The 15,193-nt window shown below is 48.3% G+C and carries 10 protein-coding genes; 6 read left to right on the top strand and 4 right to left on the bottom strand.

Features of this window, described 5'->3' with window-relative positions; all coding sequences use genetic code 11:
- Positions 1–17: 17 nt before the first annotated feature.
- Both CI959_RS20695 and recJ read right to left on the bottom strand, forming a co-directional pair.
- Positions 18–1,934 carry an ATP-dependent DNA helicase RecQ gene (locus tag CI959_RS20695; RefSeq protein ID WP_057318667.1) on the bottom strand — a complete coding sequence of 639 codons (1,917 nt, stop codon included), beginning with the start codon at positions 1,932–1,934 and terminating at the stop codon, positions 18–20.
- 9 nt (positions 1,935–1,943) lie between these two features.
- Entirely contained in the window at positions 1,944–3,668 is a 1,725-nt protein-coding gene (gene recJ, locus CI959_RS20690; protein WP_005858229.1) for a single-stranded-DNA-specific exonuclease RecJ, read from the bottom strand.
- A 223-nt stretch (positions 3,669–3,891) separates the two neighbouring features.
- Here recJ and CI959_RS20685 point away from each other — a divergent pair, with 223 nt between their 5' ends.
- Genes CI959_RS20685 through CI959_RS20665 form a run of 5 tightly spaced genes read left to right on the top strand, consistent with a single transcriptional unit; the run spans position 3,892 to position 9,020 of the window.
- On the top strand, positions 3,892–4,452 hold the full coding sequence (locus CI959_RS20685; RefSeq protein WP_008779520.1) for an L-threonylcarbamoyladenylate synthase: 561 nt from the start codon (positions 3,892–3,894) through the stop codon (positions 4,450–4,452).
- Between the two features lie 2 nt (positions 4,453–4,454).
- Positions 4,455–5,855: a sugar transferase gene (locus tag CI959_RS20680; RefSeq protein WP_005858225.1), complete on the top strand. Its 1,401-nt coding sequence runs from the start codon at positions 4,455–4,457 to the stop codon at positions 5,853–5,855.
- A 1-nt stretch (position 5,856) separates the two neighbouring features.
- On the top strand, positions 5,857–7,641 hold the full coding sequence (locus tag CI959_RS20675) for a chloride channel protein (protein WP_008779521.1): 1,785 nt from the start codon (positions 5,857–5,859) through the stop codon (positions 7,639–7,641).
- A 30-nt stretch (positions 7,642–7,671) separates the two neighbouring features.
- On the top strand, positions 7,672–8,646 hold the full coding sequence (gene fmt, locus CI959_RS20670; protein WP_057316990.1) for a methionyl-tRNA formyltransferase: 975 nt from the start codon (positions 7,672–7,674) through the stop codon (positions 8,644–8,646).
- Entirely contained in the window at positions 8,646–9,020 is a 375-nt protein-coding gene (locus tag CI959_RS20665; protein WP_008779523.1) for a YbaN family protein, read from the top strand. The genes fmt and CI959_RS20665 overlap by 1 nt, the downstream gene beginning before the upstream one ends.
- Before the next feature lie 71 nt (positions 9,021–9,091).
- Here the strand turns inward: CI959_RS20665 and CI959_RS20660 are convergent, their stop codons facing one another.
- Positions 9,092–10,558 (bottom strand): catalase, encoded by a 1,467-nt coding sequence (locus CI959_RS20660; RefSeq protein WP_005858216.1) that lies wholly within the window; start codon positions 10,556–10,558, stop codon positions 9,092–9,094.
- 987 nt (positions 10,559–11,545) lie between these two features.
- Between CI959_RS20660 and CI959_RS20650 the strand changes: the two genes are divergently transcribed.
- Positions 11,546–11,947 (top strand): FKBP-type peptidyl-prolyl cis-trans isomerase, encoded by a 402-nt coding sequence (locus tag CI959_RS20650; protein ID WP_008779525.1) that lies wholly within the window; start codon positions 11,546–11,548, stop codon positions 11,945–11,947.
- Between the two features lie 108 nt (positions 11,948–12,055).
- On the opposite strand, the gene CI959_RS20645 is transcribed toward CI959_RS20650, so the two are convergent.
- Entirely contained in the window at positions 12,056–15,193 is a 3,138-nt protein-coding gene (locus CI959_RS20645; RefSeq protein ID WP_057316991.1) for an efflux RND transporter permease subunit, read from the bottom strand.

Here is a 15,193-nt window from a genome sequence, read left to right as displayed (position 1 = left end):
TTACGATGGGCATCGTGCTATTTTGCTGAATCCTCGTGCGATAGACAGCCGTCGCTTAATGTGAATTGGGGATCTTGATCCGCCAGAAAGCGGATGGCCGTGAGGATTTTCTCTTGAGGGAAAGGTAATTTCTCAATAAGTTCTTTCACGGGGATAGGGGATTCCCCGGCCAATATCTTTATGAGACTTTCCCGGATAGCGTTGAATTCCCAATTCATAAGCTGTGATTCATGCTTCGATAGGCATACGTCGCAACAGCCACAAGGGGCGGAATCTTCCTCGCCGAAATAGGATAGGAGCATGCGGCTACGGCATACCCGCTCCTCGTTGATATATTCCAGCACCTTCTCGATCCGTTTCCCGAAACGCTCCTTGCGTTCCTCATACGCCGAGCGGGGTATGGAAAGGTACCGCTGTTCCTCCCGGGTCTGGGTATAGATAATCAACGGGGTTTTCTTATGCGGGATGTAGTTTACGATCCGGTATCTGGATAAACCTACCAAGCTCTCATACACCTCGTGAGGTGTCACTCTCGCACGGGTGGCGATTACGCTCTCATCTATATAAACATAATCTGCGAATAACCCGGTGTAAGAACGCAAGATTGTCTGAATCACCTCATCCGTTCGCTTGTTCTCACTTAAATACCTGTAAAGCTCGTCACGGGTAGCTGTGAACATCAGGCGGGAAGCGTTGTCTACCTCCTCCGTATATTCGATATAGCCCGATAGCCCAAGGATCTTCAAGGCATGATGCGCTTGCAATAAAGAGAACTTATAAGCGGAACAGAAATCCGTCAATGAGAAATCGTGTACCGTATCTAGCCCGTACCCTACGGCGATCTGGTAATAATTACCCAACGCCTCATAGACCCGATAGATAAACTCCTTGTCCGGAAACTCATCCGCCAGCCGTTTCTTTAGCTTGGCGCTATCCGTGGAGGAACAAAGAGCCACGGCGAAGGCTTTCTTCTCATCACGCCCCCCGCGTCCGGCCTCTTGATAATATTCCTCCAACGATCCCGGCATATCCATATGCACGACCAATCGCACGTCCGGCTTATCGATACCCATACCAAAAGCGTTGGTCGATACGATTACCCGGCACTCGTTGTTTTTCCAACGGGCCTGACGCAGTTCTTTCTCGTCACGGTTTAACCCGGCATGGAAGAAATCGGCGGAGATACCCGCCTGTTGCAGCATGAGGGCGATCTCCTTGGTGCGTTTCCGGTTGCGGACATATACGATGGCCGTACCCGGAACTTTTCCCAATATATAAACGAGTGTATTTAACTTATCCTCCGTCTTCCGGACAATATAAGCCAGATTTTTGCGGGCGAAGCTCTTTTGAAATACGTTCTTCTCCTTGAACCGCAGACGCTCTTGTATGTCATTCACCACTTCCGGGGTAGCCGTGGCGGTCAAGGCTAATACCGGAACACCCGGCAATAAGTCCCGGATCTCAGCGATATTGAGGTAAGAAGGACGGAAATCATATCCCCATTGCGAGATACAGTGACTCTCGTCGATTACCAGCAGACAAACCTGCATGGCCTCCATCTTGACCCGGAAAATATCCGTACTAAGCCGCTCCGGGGAGACATATAAGAACTTATACCCCCCGAAGATGCAATTCTCCAGTTGCGTGATGATCTCTTGCCGGCTCATGCCCGAATAAACGGCCGTAGCCTTGATGCCGACCCGGCGTAAGTTCTCCACTTGGTCTTTCATCAAGGCGATCAAGGGAGTGACGACGATGCAAATCCCCTCCATCGCCAATGCCGGCACCTGAAAGGTGATGGATTTACCACCACCCGTAGGCATCAGCCCAAGCGTATCTTTTCCGGCACAGACGGAATGGATAATATCCTCCTGCAAGGGGCGAAAAGCAGGGTATCCCCAATACTTCTCTAATATCTTATGGTAGACGTCCACCTGTCCTCCTCATATATCGTCGGGTTTGATGTCTTTGATCATCAGCTGGATAGAGGTGTTGCCGTTGTAGGTGTTCTCCTCCACCGTGTAACAGATGTTGAAAGGCTTCATACCCTTGATATGGTCGTTGTACCTGTGCATGCCGAAAGCGATGGCGTGCATGGGGGTGCTTGAGTTTCCGTCGATCAATTCCAGCTTGAGATGCTCCAGTTCCTTACCCACGAGCTTACTGGTGCCGTAGTCCTTTACGCCAAGCGAACAGAATACGGGCTTTTGGTTGTCCGGCCCGAACGGACTCATCTTCTTTAGGTCGTTCACGAACTTCTGGTTGATCTCTTTCAAATCCAAGATAGCGTCGATATCGATCTGCGGGATCATCTGCTCCGGTATGATCTCCTCGGATGCGATCTTCAAGAAACGCTCGGTGAATGCCTCTAGGTTCTCCTCCCGAAGGGAAAGCCCGGCGGCGTAGGTATGTCCCCCGAAATTCTCCAATAAATCCCGGCAACTCTCTATCGCCTTGTAAATATCGAAGCCTGTTACGGAACGTGCCGATCCGGTGATCAACTCGGACGATTTGGTAAGAACGACCGCCGGACGGTAATACTTCTCGGTCAAACGGGACGCTACGATACCGATCACGCCTTTGTGCCATCCCGGGTTATACACCACGATCGCCTTCCGGTCATCCATGTTCTCTACTTCGTCGATGACAGCGTTAGCCTCGTCGGTGATCTTCTTGTCCAATTCTCGGCGTTCCTCATTATATTGGTTGATGCTCTCGCTCTTCTCCCGGGCACTGGCGCTATCCTTGGACAGTAGCAGTTCCACCGCCTCCTTCCCGTTCATCATACGGCCGGAAGCGTTGATACGGGGACCGATCTTGAAGACGATATCACTGATCGTGATCTCCTTTCCGGTCAATCCGCAGATATCGATAATCCCTTTCAGCCCGAGGCTGGGGTTGCTGTTCAATTGCTTCAGCCCGTAATAGGCGAGGATGCGGTTCTCTCCCGTAATCGGGACGATATCCGAGGCGATACTGACCGCTGTCAGCTCCAACAACTTCTCCAGATCCGAGAACGGGAAATTATTGCTCTTGGCGAACGCCTGCATGAACTTGAATCCCACTCCGCAACCCGATAAATGCTCATACGGATAGATAGAATCCGAGCGCTTGGCATCCAATACGGCGACAGCGTCCGGCAAAGTGGCGTCCGGCATATGGTGGTCGCAAATAATAAAGTCGATGCCTTTCTCCTTGGCGTACTCGATCTTCTCGATCGCTTTGATACCGCAATCCAGCGAGATAACCAGCGACACGCCGTTCTCGGCGGCATAATCGATACCCTTGTAAGAGATACCGTACCCCTCGTCGTACCGGTCCGGGATATAGAAATCCAAGGTAGACGAGTAAGGTCTTAAATACTTGAAGACGAGCGATACCGCTGTCGTTCCATCCACGTCGTAATCGCCGTAGATCAAAATCTTTTCTTTATTCCCCAAGGCTTTGTTCAAGCGCCTCACCGCCTTATCCATATCCGGCATAAGGAACGGGTCGTGCAAATCGTTCAAGCTGGGTTTAAAGAATTTCTTCGCCTCTTCGATCGAAGTGATACCTCGTTGAACGAGCAAGAGACAGATCACCGGGCTGAATCCTAATTCAGCCACCAATTGGTCTCTCTTATGTAACTCTTCTTCTGATGGGGTTTGAAAGTTCCATTTGTTAATCATTATATATTGTTTTTTTCTTTTTTGCTTGCCTGATACTACGGATACCTTGTCATCCTTAATCTACCGTATGACAAAGGCGAGATTTCCGCAATATATTTCAACCCGTAAAGTTAGAAATTAAATATGGTATATCCGGTATGGCTTAAAGAAAATAGTTTTTTTGTTATTATTTTTTTGAAGTAGGAGAATGATTCGTACATTTGCCTAAATATTATAAAATACAATGACGGAAGATATTAAAAAAGCTTGCGAAGTAATGGCCGCAGGCGGCATAATACTTTATCCTACAGACACTATCTGGGGAATTGGTTGCGACGCTACCAATGAAAAAGCCGTACAAAGAGTGTACGAGCTAAAGCGAAGGACAGACAATAAGGCTATGTTGGTCTTGATGGACAGCGAGGCTAAATTGGATAGGTACGTGTCGGATGTTCCCGATATCGCTTGGGATTTGATTAGCGTGTCTGATAAGCCGTTGACCATCATTTACTCAAGTGCCAAGAACTTGGCGACAAATCTATTGGGAGCCGATGGTAGCGTGGGTATCCGTATCACGAACGAGGAGTTCTCCAAGAAATTGTGCGAGCGCTTCCGTAAACCTTTGGTCTCTACTTCCGCCAACGTAAGCGGCGAGCCTTCTCCCGCTAATTTCAGCGAGGTATCGGAGGTGATCAAGGAGGGTGTGGATTATATCGTGAGTTATCGTCAGGACGATATGAGCAAGGCCGCTCCGTCCGGCATTATCAAGTTAGGAGCCGGTGGGCTTGTGCAGGTAATTAGATAAGGATGAAGAAAAGCGTACAAGCCGGAAAATATATTGTCTCGGATTTTATAGCGTCGTCGGTAGTCTGGTTATTATTTAACCTGATACGCTATGAGGAGGTGGCGGTGTATGAAGGGTTTGATACCGTCGGGGCCTTTTTGCTGCATATCCCCTCATTGAAGGGGCAGCTATTGATCCCGTTTTTCTGGTTCGTATTATATTGGTTTTCCGGTTATTATAATAAACCGTTCGGTAAGTCGAGGCTTACTGAGTTGTTCTCTACCCTTGGGAGCGTGTCGATCGGTGTCGTGATCTTGTTTTTTGCCTTAGTGCTGAATGACTTGCCCCGTTCTTATCACGTGTATTATGATATGTTTTTCTCTTTATGGGGATTGCAGTTTGTCTTGACGTATATTCCCCGGTTATTGATTACGCAGGCCGGGTTACGGAAGATAAAGTGCAGGGAATGGGCGTTGAATGTATTGATGATTGGGGCGGGGAAGAAGGCGGCGTGTATTGCCGACGACCTGTATGGTTTGGGTTATAATATCGTCGGTTTTGTCTCCGATGGTACGGAGAAAAAGGGCGGGGTCGCCGGAGATCGTGTGATCGGTAGGCTAGAATCTTTGCCGGTGATCGTAGAGGAGAAAAAGGTGGATGAGCTGGTTGTCGCCTTGGAGACGGTGGATAATAACCGTTTGATGGATATCCTGTATTCGTTATATTGCTATAAACGGCCGATCAAGATATTGGCGGATAAATCCAGTTCATTATCGCAAGTAAAGATCAAAGCGATAAAGGGCGTTCCGCTGGTGGACGTGACGGATAACAACTTCTTGCCCATCGAGCAGAATGTAAAGCTCTTTATGGATAAGACGTTATCTCTGATTTTCTTGGTGCTCTTATCTCCCTTGTTCCTGTATATCGCTTGGCGGGTGAAGCGGGATTCCCCCGGCCCGGTGTTTTTCAGTCAGGAACGGATCGGATACATGGGCGAGCCTTTCATGATCTATAAGTTCCGTACGATGTACACGAACGCCGAGGAGGAAGGCCCGTTGCTCTCTTCCGAGGACGATTCCCGTATCACTCCCTTCGGACGGGTGATGCGGAAATACCGCTTGGACGAGTTACCGCAGTTCTGGAACGTGCTGAAAGGGGATATGTCGCTAGTTGGCCCCCGTCCGGAACGTAAATATTTCATCGAGCGGATCGTGAGGAAAGCCCCCTTCTACTATCTGCTGCATAACGTACGTCCGGGAATCACCTCGTTGGGTATGGTGAAATATGGATATGCCGGCAGCGTGGATGAGATGATCGAGCGCTTGGAATATGATATATTATACTATGAGAATATGTCCTTGATTCTGGACATAACGATTCTCATTTATACAGTTAAAACAGTGTTTACAGGTAAAGGTATTTAAAATGGCAAACGAAGGTTTATTCTATAAATTCTTGTTGTGGAGGGAAAAGCGCATCAAGGAGAAGCATTTCATCCTTATTATCAGTTTTATCGTGGGACTTTGTACGGCAGCCGCCGCCATAATACTGAAACAGCTGATCCATTTCATACAGCATTTATTGACGGGCAATTTCAATGCTGATGGCGTAAATTACCTCTATTTGCTTTATCCGGTGATCGGTATCTTGTTGGCCGGATTATTCGTGAAATACATCGTGCGGGATGATATCAGCCACGGTGTGACGAAGATCTTGTATGCCATCTCGCAACGAAAGAGCCGTATCAAGCCGCATAATACATGGACCTCTATCGTAGCCAGTTCCGTGACGATCGGCTTTGGTGGATCGGTCGGGGCGGAGGCTCCTATCGTATTGACGGGGGCGGCTATCGGTTCTAATCTGGGGCGGGTGTTCAAGATGGAGCAAAAGACGTTGATGTTGCTCGTGGGATGTGGTGCCGCCGGAGCGATCGCCGGTATCTTCAAGGCGCCTATCGCCGGGTTGGTGTTCGTTATCGAGGTATTGATGCTGGACCTTACGATGACTTCCGTGCTTCCTTTGCTGATCTCGTCGGTGACGGCGGCTACGATGTCTTATATCTTTACCGGCACCGAGGCCATGTTTAAGTTCTCTCAGACCGAGGCATTCGAGATCGAGCGTATTCCTTACGTGCTCTTGCTGGGTGTTTTTTGCGGATTGGTATCCCTTTATTTTACCCGTGTGATGAACAAGGTGGAAGGGATGTACCGGAAGTTGGGTACGTATTGGAAGAAGTTCATGTTGGGGGGGGTGATGCTGAGTATTTTGATATTCCTGTTCCCGCCGCTATATGGTGAGGGCTATGATACGATCGGCTCGTTGCTGAACGGGCAGTTCTCGCATATCATGGACAAGAGTTTGTTTTACGATCTGAACGATACCTATTTCGGGGTCTTGATCTTCTTGACCTTGATCTTGCTTACGAAGGTATTCGCTTCCAGCGCCACGAATGCCGGAGGGGGGTGCGGTGGTATTTTCGCTCCTAGTTTGTATCTGGGCTGTATCGCCGGTTTTATCTTTGCGCATACGTCTAATTATTTCCCGTTCACGATGTATATCTCGGAGAAGAATTTCGCTTTGCTGGGTATGGCGGGTATCATGTCTGGGGTGATGCACGCTCCTTTGACCGGGGTTTTCTTGATCGCCGAGCTGACGGGTGGGTATGATTTGTTCCTCCCCTTGATGATCGTCTCGATCAGTTCCTATATCACGATCCTTATGTTTGAGCCTCATAGTATCTACTCCATGCGTTTGGCGCAGAAAGGCGAGTTGCTGACGCACCATAAGGATCGGGCGGTGCTTACCTTGCTACGGGCGGATAGCGTGATCGAGAAAGATTTCCAGATGGTGTCTCCGGAGATGACGTTGGGCGATATGGTAAAGGTTATTTCCCGAAGCGGGCGTAACACCTTCCCTGTTGTGGACGAGCGGGGCGTGTTGCTGGGTATCGTCTTGCTGGATAATATCCGGAATATCATGTTCCGTCCGGAGTTGTATAATCGTTTCCATGTATCGAAGTTCATGGTTTCCGCCCCGGCCAAGATCGTAATCAACACGCCGATGGATCAGATCATGCAGACGTTTGACGATACGAAAGCGTGGAATCTTCCGGTGGTCGATGAGAATGGCCATTATATCGGCTTTATGTCGAAATCGAAGATATTTAATTCCTATCGGGAGGTATTGGTCGATAACTTTTCCGGGGACTAACTTGTTAAAAACAGATCCAATTTATTGTACATGAAGAAAGAGGATTTACGAATCGTATATATGGGCACTCCCGATTTCGCCGTGGAGAGCCTGCGTGCCTTGGTAGAAGGTGGATATAATGTGGTAGGTGTCATTACGATGCCGGATAAGCCGATGGGCCGTCATGGTAGCGTGCTTCAGCCGAGTGCCGTGAAGCAATATGCCGTATCGGTGGGTCTTCCGGTCTTACAGCCAGAGAAGTTGAAGGATGAGGCGTTTTTGGAGGAACTGCGTGCCTTGCGGGCGGATTTGCAGATCGTGGTGGCGTTTCGTATGCTGCCGGAGGTGGTCTGGAATATGCCCCGTCTGGGAACTTTTAATCTGCATGCCTCCTTGCTTCCGCAATACCGGGGTGCCGCTCCGATCAACTGGGCGGTTATCAATGGTGATACGGAGACCGGCGTGACTACTTTCTTTCTTACGCATGAGATCGATACGGGTAAGATCATCCGTCAGAGACATCTGCCGATCGCTGATACCGACGATGTAGAAACCGTTCACGATGCCTTGATGGCGATGGGGGCGAGGTTGGTTACCGAGACCGTGGACTTACTGTTGGATGGAAAAACAGACGCTATCCCCCAAGAGGAATTCTATAAGGATGCCGCCGAGTTGCGTCCGGCCCCGAAGATATTCAAGGATACCTGTCATATCGACTGGAACCAGCCGGTGAAGAAGATCTATGATTTCGTCCGTGGGCTTTCTCCTTATCCTGCCGCTTGGACGGAATTGATCTCTGAGGATGGCAAACGTCTGGCTTTAAAGATTTACCAGGCAGAGAAACGTCCGGCGGAGCATAACTTCCCGGTCGGCTCTATCCATACGGATCATAAATCGTATATCGACGTGGCCGTGAAGGACGGTTTTCTTCGCTTGCGTTCCTTGCAACTTGCCGGAAAGAAACGGATGAATATAACGGACTTCCTGAATGGTTTCAAGCAAATCGCGGAATATACGGTTGGCTGATGAACGGGACGAGACGTATCATATACATTACGTTAGGAACGTTTTTTCTCATATTGGGAGCGATCGGTATCTTTGTCCCTTTGCTCCCGACCACTCCTTTTTGGTTACTGACTTGTTGGTTTTATGTCCGTAGCTCGGAGAGGCTTTATAACCGGGTGATGAGCAACCGTTATTTCGGGCCGCATATCAAGGGTTTCGTGGAAGATAAGGCTATTTCTTTGCGCTCCAAGATTATCACGATCGCCATCATGTGGTCATCTATGATCATCACTTCTCTTTTGCTAGTCGGCTATTGGTGGGTGAAAGCTTTGTTAGGGCTTATCAGTATCGGGGTCTCATGGCATATCCTCTCTTATCCTACGAAAAAAGAATGAGATAACCTGTTCATCCATAGGATTACTGGGGTTATCCCTCTTTTATCGCTTTCTATCGTAGCCTTACTACTTTATCGGTCTTCTTTCAAGGCCTCTTCCAAGCTGATTCCTAGAGCTTCAGCTACTCCCTTACCGTAAGCAGGGTCTGCCTTGTAGCAATTGCGTACGTGGCGTTGCTTGATGAACAGTTGGGCGTTACCCATCGCACGGGCGGTATTTCCGAATAACAACTGTTGCTCTTCCGGCGGCATCAAACGGAATAAGGCACCCGGTTGGCTGTAGTAATCATCATCGTACTCACGCTCGTTGTAATTATAAACATCCCCGTGTACTTTCAAAGGCGGTTCCTTCTTCTCGGGAGAGTCTTTCCATTCGCCGAAGCTGTTAGGTTCGTAACCCTTTGCGGCTCCATAGTTTCCGTCTACACGCATCGCTCCGTCACGGTGATAGGCATGGAACGGACAACGGGGCTTGTTCACCGGGATCTGCTCTAGGTTCACGCCAAGGCGGTAACGCTGGGCGTCGCCATAAGAGAATAGACGACCTTGTAACATCTTGTCTGGGGAGAAGCCGATGCCTTCGACAGTATTCATCGGGTTGAATGCGGCTTGCTCCACGTCTTGGAAATAATTCTCCGGATTACGGTTCAACTCGAGGATACCGACATCCATTAACGGGAAGTCCTTATGCGGCCATACTTTCGTGAGGTCGAACGGGTTGATCGGATAGGTCTCGGCCTGCTCCTCAGTCATCAATTGGATCTGGAATTTCCATTTCGGGAAGTCCCCACGCTCGATACTCTCGAACAAATCACGCTGATGGGATTCACGATCCTTGGCGATGATCGCAGCCGCTTCCTCGTCACTCAAGTTCTTGATACCTTGCAGGGTTCTGAGATGGAACTTCACCCAGATACGTTCGTTCTTATTGTTGATAAAACTGTACGTATGGCTACCGAAACCATGCATATGTCGATAAGAGTAAGGAATGCCGCGAGAACTCATCGTAATCGTTACTTGATGCAGGGCCTCGGGAAGCAAAGTCCAGAAATCCCAGTTGTTATCCTCGCTTCGTAGATTCGTTTTCGGGTCACGTTTGACCGCATGATTCAAGTCCGGGAACTTTAGGGGATCACGCAAGAAGAATACGGGGGTGTTGTTACCTACCAAGTCCCAGTTACCCTCCTCTGTGTAGAATTTCATGGCGAATCCACGGATATCACGCTCTGCGTCGGCTGCTCCACGCTCTCCGGCTACGGTGGAGAAACGGACAAAGCAGTCAGTTTTCTTGCCTACCTCGCTGAAAATAGCCGCTTTCGTATACTTTGTGATATCATGTGTAACGGTAAAGGTACCGAATGCGCCGGAACCTTTGGCGTGCATGCGTCTTTCTGGGATCACTTCACGGTCGAAGTGCGCTAGCTTCTCAATGAACCAAGGGTCTTGTAATACCATCGGGCCACGTGGCCCCACTGTTTGTACGTTCTGATTGTCCGCAACAGGGCGCCCGTTGGCGGCAGTTAGTTTTTTGTCTTCCATAACTTTAGTTTTTATGTCGCAATAAAGAATTTTAGATAAAGTAATCTTTAAATAAAACTGTTTAGAAACAACAATTGTTTTTAACTTCTTGACAAAAATAAGATGTTGTTAGACAGTTGTCAAATAGTTAATATCTATAAATATATAGACGGGTAGTAGAAACTCAGTGGGGATAGGCGCATGAGTTATAAAAGTATCTTAGTTTCATCGCCCCATACACCTAAGATACTTCGCCAATGAACTTAGGATACTTTCTCGATGAAACTAAGATACCTTGTTTAAAAGGTATGGATACAAAAAAGCGATTGTCTGGCAAGATGCCAAGCAACCGCGGTATGGTTTGAAAAAATCAAATGTTCACCTTCCCGGTAAAATGGGGTGTTACTTATTTATTGTAACCCCATTTTGTTAACTCCGACTGACCGATAGCAGCGAGTGATCTCAAGCAACTATCCAAAAAATGTCTAATAAAACTTTTCATAGCTCATTTTCTTTTTAATTAATAAATCTATGCCTTTCGACACGTTCTAAATCTCACATAACTTTTGAAGTCCGAGTAACGAATGAATTGAAAACCTAAACCTTTAACCTTTTAACCTATTACTAACCTAATCCCGGACTTCTGATAACCTTAACCTAAACCATCCTCTTTTTCATCGTGAGGTTTACCACACGCGGTAAACCCAAATTGTCCAAGGTTGAAACCCTAGCAAATCGATGTAACGTTTAAACAATCTTTTTACCATATTTGCTTTACAATTATGTTTTACGACACAAATATACGGCGTTATTCCATACGTGGTATGTTTTATAGCATGTTTTTTGCGGATTCCTATGTTTTCTTGATCTATGATAAAAAAAGCGGGAATCAGATTCATATAATGATAGTATTTGAACGTTTGGCATGTCTATTGTGTTACTATGCCATTGCATTTCTATTTCTATTTGCTACATTTGCGGAGCTAAATGTAAGATAATGTAATATATATGAGTAGAAAAGAGGAGTACAAAGAGAAGAATCTATTGTATTTGGACGAGATCGCTTCGGAAGAGGGAACCCAGACATTACCGTGCGGTATATTATATAAGGTAATACAAGCGGGTACAGGCCAGGTATCGCCTAATAGGGAAAACGTCGTTTCCGTACATTATAAGGGAACGTTGATTAACGGAAGGGAATTTGATAACTCATGGAAACGGGGTTGCCCGGAAGCCTTTCGCTTGAATCAAGTGATTGAAGGCTGGCAATTGGCTCTTCAAGAAATGCGGGTAGGGGATAGATGGATAATCTATATCCCTTACAGTTTGGGTTATGGTAATCGTGCCTCGGGTCCAATCCCTGCTTTCTCCACATTAATATTTGAGGTAGAGTTGTTGGGAATCGCTTAATTCCAATCATAGAATATATAATAATGTATCCGAAGGGAGTAAAAAAGAATAGCCATGGCTAAACCCATGGCTATTCTCTTTTTGCCTCATTAGAGGATTGGAAACTTTCTATTGTTTAGGCGTATCATCCGTCTTCTTTCCTTTATCCAGCCATTTCTCTTGGATGGTCTGCATCAGTTCATAGAAGTTAGGGATGAACATCGTGGCGAATATTGTATTGATAGCCATACCGAATACTACCGCCGCACCTAAGGATATACGGCTGGCCGCTCCCGCTCCGGTAGCGAAAAGCAAAGGCATGACACCCAATACAAAGGCGAACGAGGTCATCAGGATCGGACGTAAACGAACGTGTCCGGCTTCCAAGGCGGAATCCCGTATCGGATTGCCTTCCTTCCGGAAATCCCGGGCGAACTCTACGATCAAGATACCATTCTTGGCGGACAAGGCGATCAATAAGATAATACCGATCTGGGTATATACGCTTACCGGAACCCCCATCACCCAGCAGCCGATAATAGCTCCCAACAAGGCGATCGGCAAACCCATGATAGCCGCCAACGGACTTGTCCAGCTCTCATATTGAGCCGAGAGAACCAAGAAAGCGACTAGCAACGCCATGGCGAAAATAATCACCGTCGTAGATTCCGCTTTCGTCTCTTGATAAGCGACCGAGGTCCATTCATATCCAAAATTATCACCTAATTGCTCCTGTATCAGCTCCTCCATCGCTAAGATCGCTTCTCCGGAGCTATATTCCGGATTGGCGATACAAGTAATAGCCGCCGATGAATACATATTATATAGGTTGATCTGGTCTAATCCCAATTGCTCGTCTAATTCGATAAAAGAGGAGAAGGGTACCATCTCTCCTTTACTATTCGCCAGACTCAAACGGAGTACATCATCGATCACTTTCTGCGCCTCTCCGTTCGCCTCGATCTTAACTTGGTAAATACGTCCGAACTCCACGAAATCGTTCACGTACGCCGCTCCCATATAATAGCTGAGCGTGGAGAATACTTGATTCAACTGAAGACCGAGCATCTGCACCTTATCCCGGTCTATCTTCAGTAGATACTGCGGGGTATTGGCCTGATACATACAAGAAAGGTTCAGCAATTGCGGTTTCGAGCGGTAGCTGGCCAGCAATGTCTCCACGGCATGCTGCATCTCCGTCGGACCTAGGTTCTTACGATCCTCCAATTGCAGTTGCAAGCCGCCCGAAGCGCCCAACCCCGGGATAGCGGGCGGTACCATACCGAATACCTGCGCTTCTTGGATAGCCGATGCCTTCCGGTTGAAACGGTTGGTCACGGCCTCTGCCGTATGCTCCTTACCTTTACGTTCGTTCCAGTTCTTTAGGATCACGAAGAAGGTGGCCGTATTGGATTGCTCCCCTCCACCCATTACGGAGAATCCGCTAACGCTGATGAATGATTTCACCTCGGGGTACGTCTTTAGGATCTCGTCGATCTGCTTGGTGACCGCCTCCGTCCGGTTCAAGCTCGCCGCCGGGGGTAATTGGGATACGACTAGGAAATAGCCGTCATCCTCTTCGGGTATAAAGGTTGTCGGCCAACGCATAAACAAGATAACCGCTACCGCCGTGATGATACCGTAAACGATCATCGCCGCTCCCGGTCGTTTCAGCATCCGCTCCACGATCGAGTCGTACATCTCCTGAGTCTTTCCGTATACCTTATTGAATCCTTTGAAGAGGAAGAATTTCGGTTCTTCCGTATTCTTCTCCAAGAAAAGGGCGCAAAGCGAGGGCGTAAGCGTAAGCGAGTTAAATCCGCTTAATACGGTAGCGGCGGCGATTGTCAAGGCGAATTGCTTATAGAGCTGCCCGGAGATACCGCTGATAAACGTTGTCGGGATAAATACCGCCAATAATACCAATACCACGCCCACGATAGGCCCTACGATCTCATCCATGGCCTTCGATACCGCCTCATGGGCCGTATATTTCCCAGTATCAAGGAGCCGGGTGGAGTTCTCTACCACCACGATGGCGTCGTCTACCACCACCGCTATCGCCAGAATCAAGCCGAATAAGGTCAACGTATTAATGGAGAAGCCTAAAGCCGCCATGACCGCCAGCGTACCGATCAATGAGACCGGAATCGTAATGAACGGGATGACTACCGCCCGGAAATTCTGTAAGAATAAGAAGATGACCAAGACCACCAGCAAGGTTGTCTCCAAGAACGTGATAAGCACCTCATGGATGGAGGCGTCGATCACCTCGGTCGTATCCAAGGTCACTTTGTATTCCACGCCTTCGGGTAAGGAACTGCCTAATTCTTTCATCTTGGCCTTTACCACCTTCGATACATCCAAGGAGTTGGAGCCCGGCAACTGGTAGATCGCTATCGCAGCAGTCGGCTGTCCGCTTAATTTAGAGACCACGTTGTAAGAGGAGCTACCCAACTCTATGCGGGCGATATCCTTCAATCGCAGGATCTTGCCACCTTGCCCGGTCTTAAGGACAATATTGCCGAACTCATCCGGTGTCGTCAACCGTCCTTTCACGGTCAAGGTATATTGATAGGGGTTATCCGCCCGTAGAATCGGTTGGCCTACGTAACCGGCGGATACTTGGGCGTTTTGCGTGGATATGGCTTGATAGACCATGTCCGGCGTCAAGTTACGGATACGCATCGCCTCCGGGTCTAGCCAGATACGCATGCTATAGTTTCCGGCTCCCATCACCTGTACCGAGCCTACACCCGGCAGGCGGGTTAGCTGGTCTATCATATTTAAGGTGGCGTAATTACTTAAATACAACCCGTCGTAAATGGAATCCTTGGAACTTAGGGTAAGCATCATCACGATATTGGAGGATTGCTTGCGGGTGGTGATACCTTGTACGATCACGGGTTCCGGCAAGCTACTTTGGGCGATACTCACCCGGTTTTGCACCATGACGGTCGCCATGTCGATATCCGTTCCCACGGCGAAGGTGATCGTCAGGGAGTAAGCCCCCGAACTGGAGGAGTTTGAACTCATGTAAAGCATACCGTCCACGCCGTTTACCTGTTGCTCGATCGGTAAACCTACGGTCTGCGCTACGGTCTGTGCGTCCGCCCCGGGATAAACGGCGGATACCTGTACGGTAGGCGGCGTGATCTCCGGATACTGGGCGATCGGTAATATATTGAGGGTGACCAAACCCGCTACGACGATGATCAGAGCAAGTACCGTGGCGAATATCGGTCTGTTAATAAAGAACTTTACCAT

The organism is Parabacteroides sp. AT13 (assembly GCF_002272965.1).
GTDB lineage: Bacteria > Bacteroidota > Bacteroidia > Bacteroidales > Tannerellaceae > Parabacteroides > Parabacteroides distasonis.
Note: the sequence above shows the minus strand (reverse complement) of the source record. Positions and strands in the feature narration are given on the sequence as shown.

Excerpts from the sequence above, each read along its gene's own strand:
- CI959_RS20645 (WP_057316991.1), bottom strand. The coding sequence starts at position 15,193 with ATGGTAAAGTTCTTTATTAACAGACCGATATTCGCCACGGTACTTGCT.
- CI959_RS20685 (WP_008779520.1), top strand. The coding sequence starts at position 3,892 with ATGACGGAAGATATTAAAAAAGCTTGCGAAGTAATGGCCGCAGGCGGC.
- CI959_RS20660 (WP_005858216.1), bottom strand. The coding sequence starts at position 10,558 with ATGGAAGACAAAAAACTAACTGCCGCCAACGGGCGCCCTGTTGCGGAC.
- CI959_RS20650 (WP_008779525.1), top strand. The coding sequence starts at position 11,546 with ATGAGTAGAAAAGAGGAGTACAAAGAGAAGAATCTATTGTATTTGGAC.
- recJ (WP_005858229.1), bottom strand. The coding sequence starts at position 3,668 with ATGATTAACAAATGGAACTTTCAAACCCCATCAGAAGAAGAGTTACAT.
- CI959_RS20665 (WP_008779523.1), top strand. The coding sequence starts at position 8,646 with ATGAACGGGACGAGACGTATCATATACATTACGTTAGGAACGTTTTTT.
- CI959_RS20675 (WP_008779521.1), top strand. The coding sequence starts at position 5,857 with ATGGCAAACGAAGGTTTATTCTATAAATTCTTGTTGTGGAGGGAAAAG.
- CI959_RS20680 (WP_005858225.1), top strand. The coding sequence starts at position 4,455 with ATGAAGAAAAGCGTACAAGCCGGAAAATATATTGTCTCGGATTTTATA.
- fmt (WP_057316990.1), top strand. The coding sequence starts at position 7,672 with ATGAAGAAAGAGGATTTACGAATCGTATATATGGGCACTCCCGATTTC.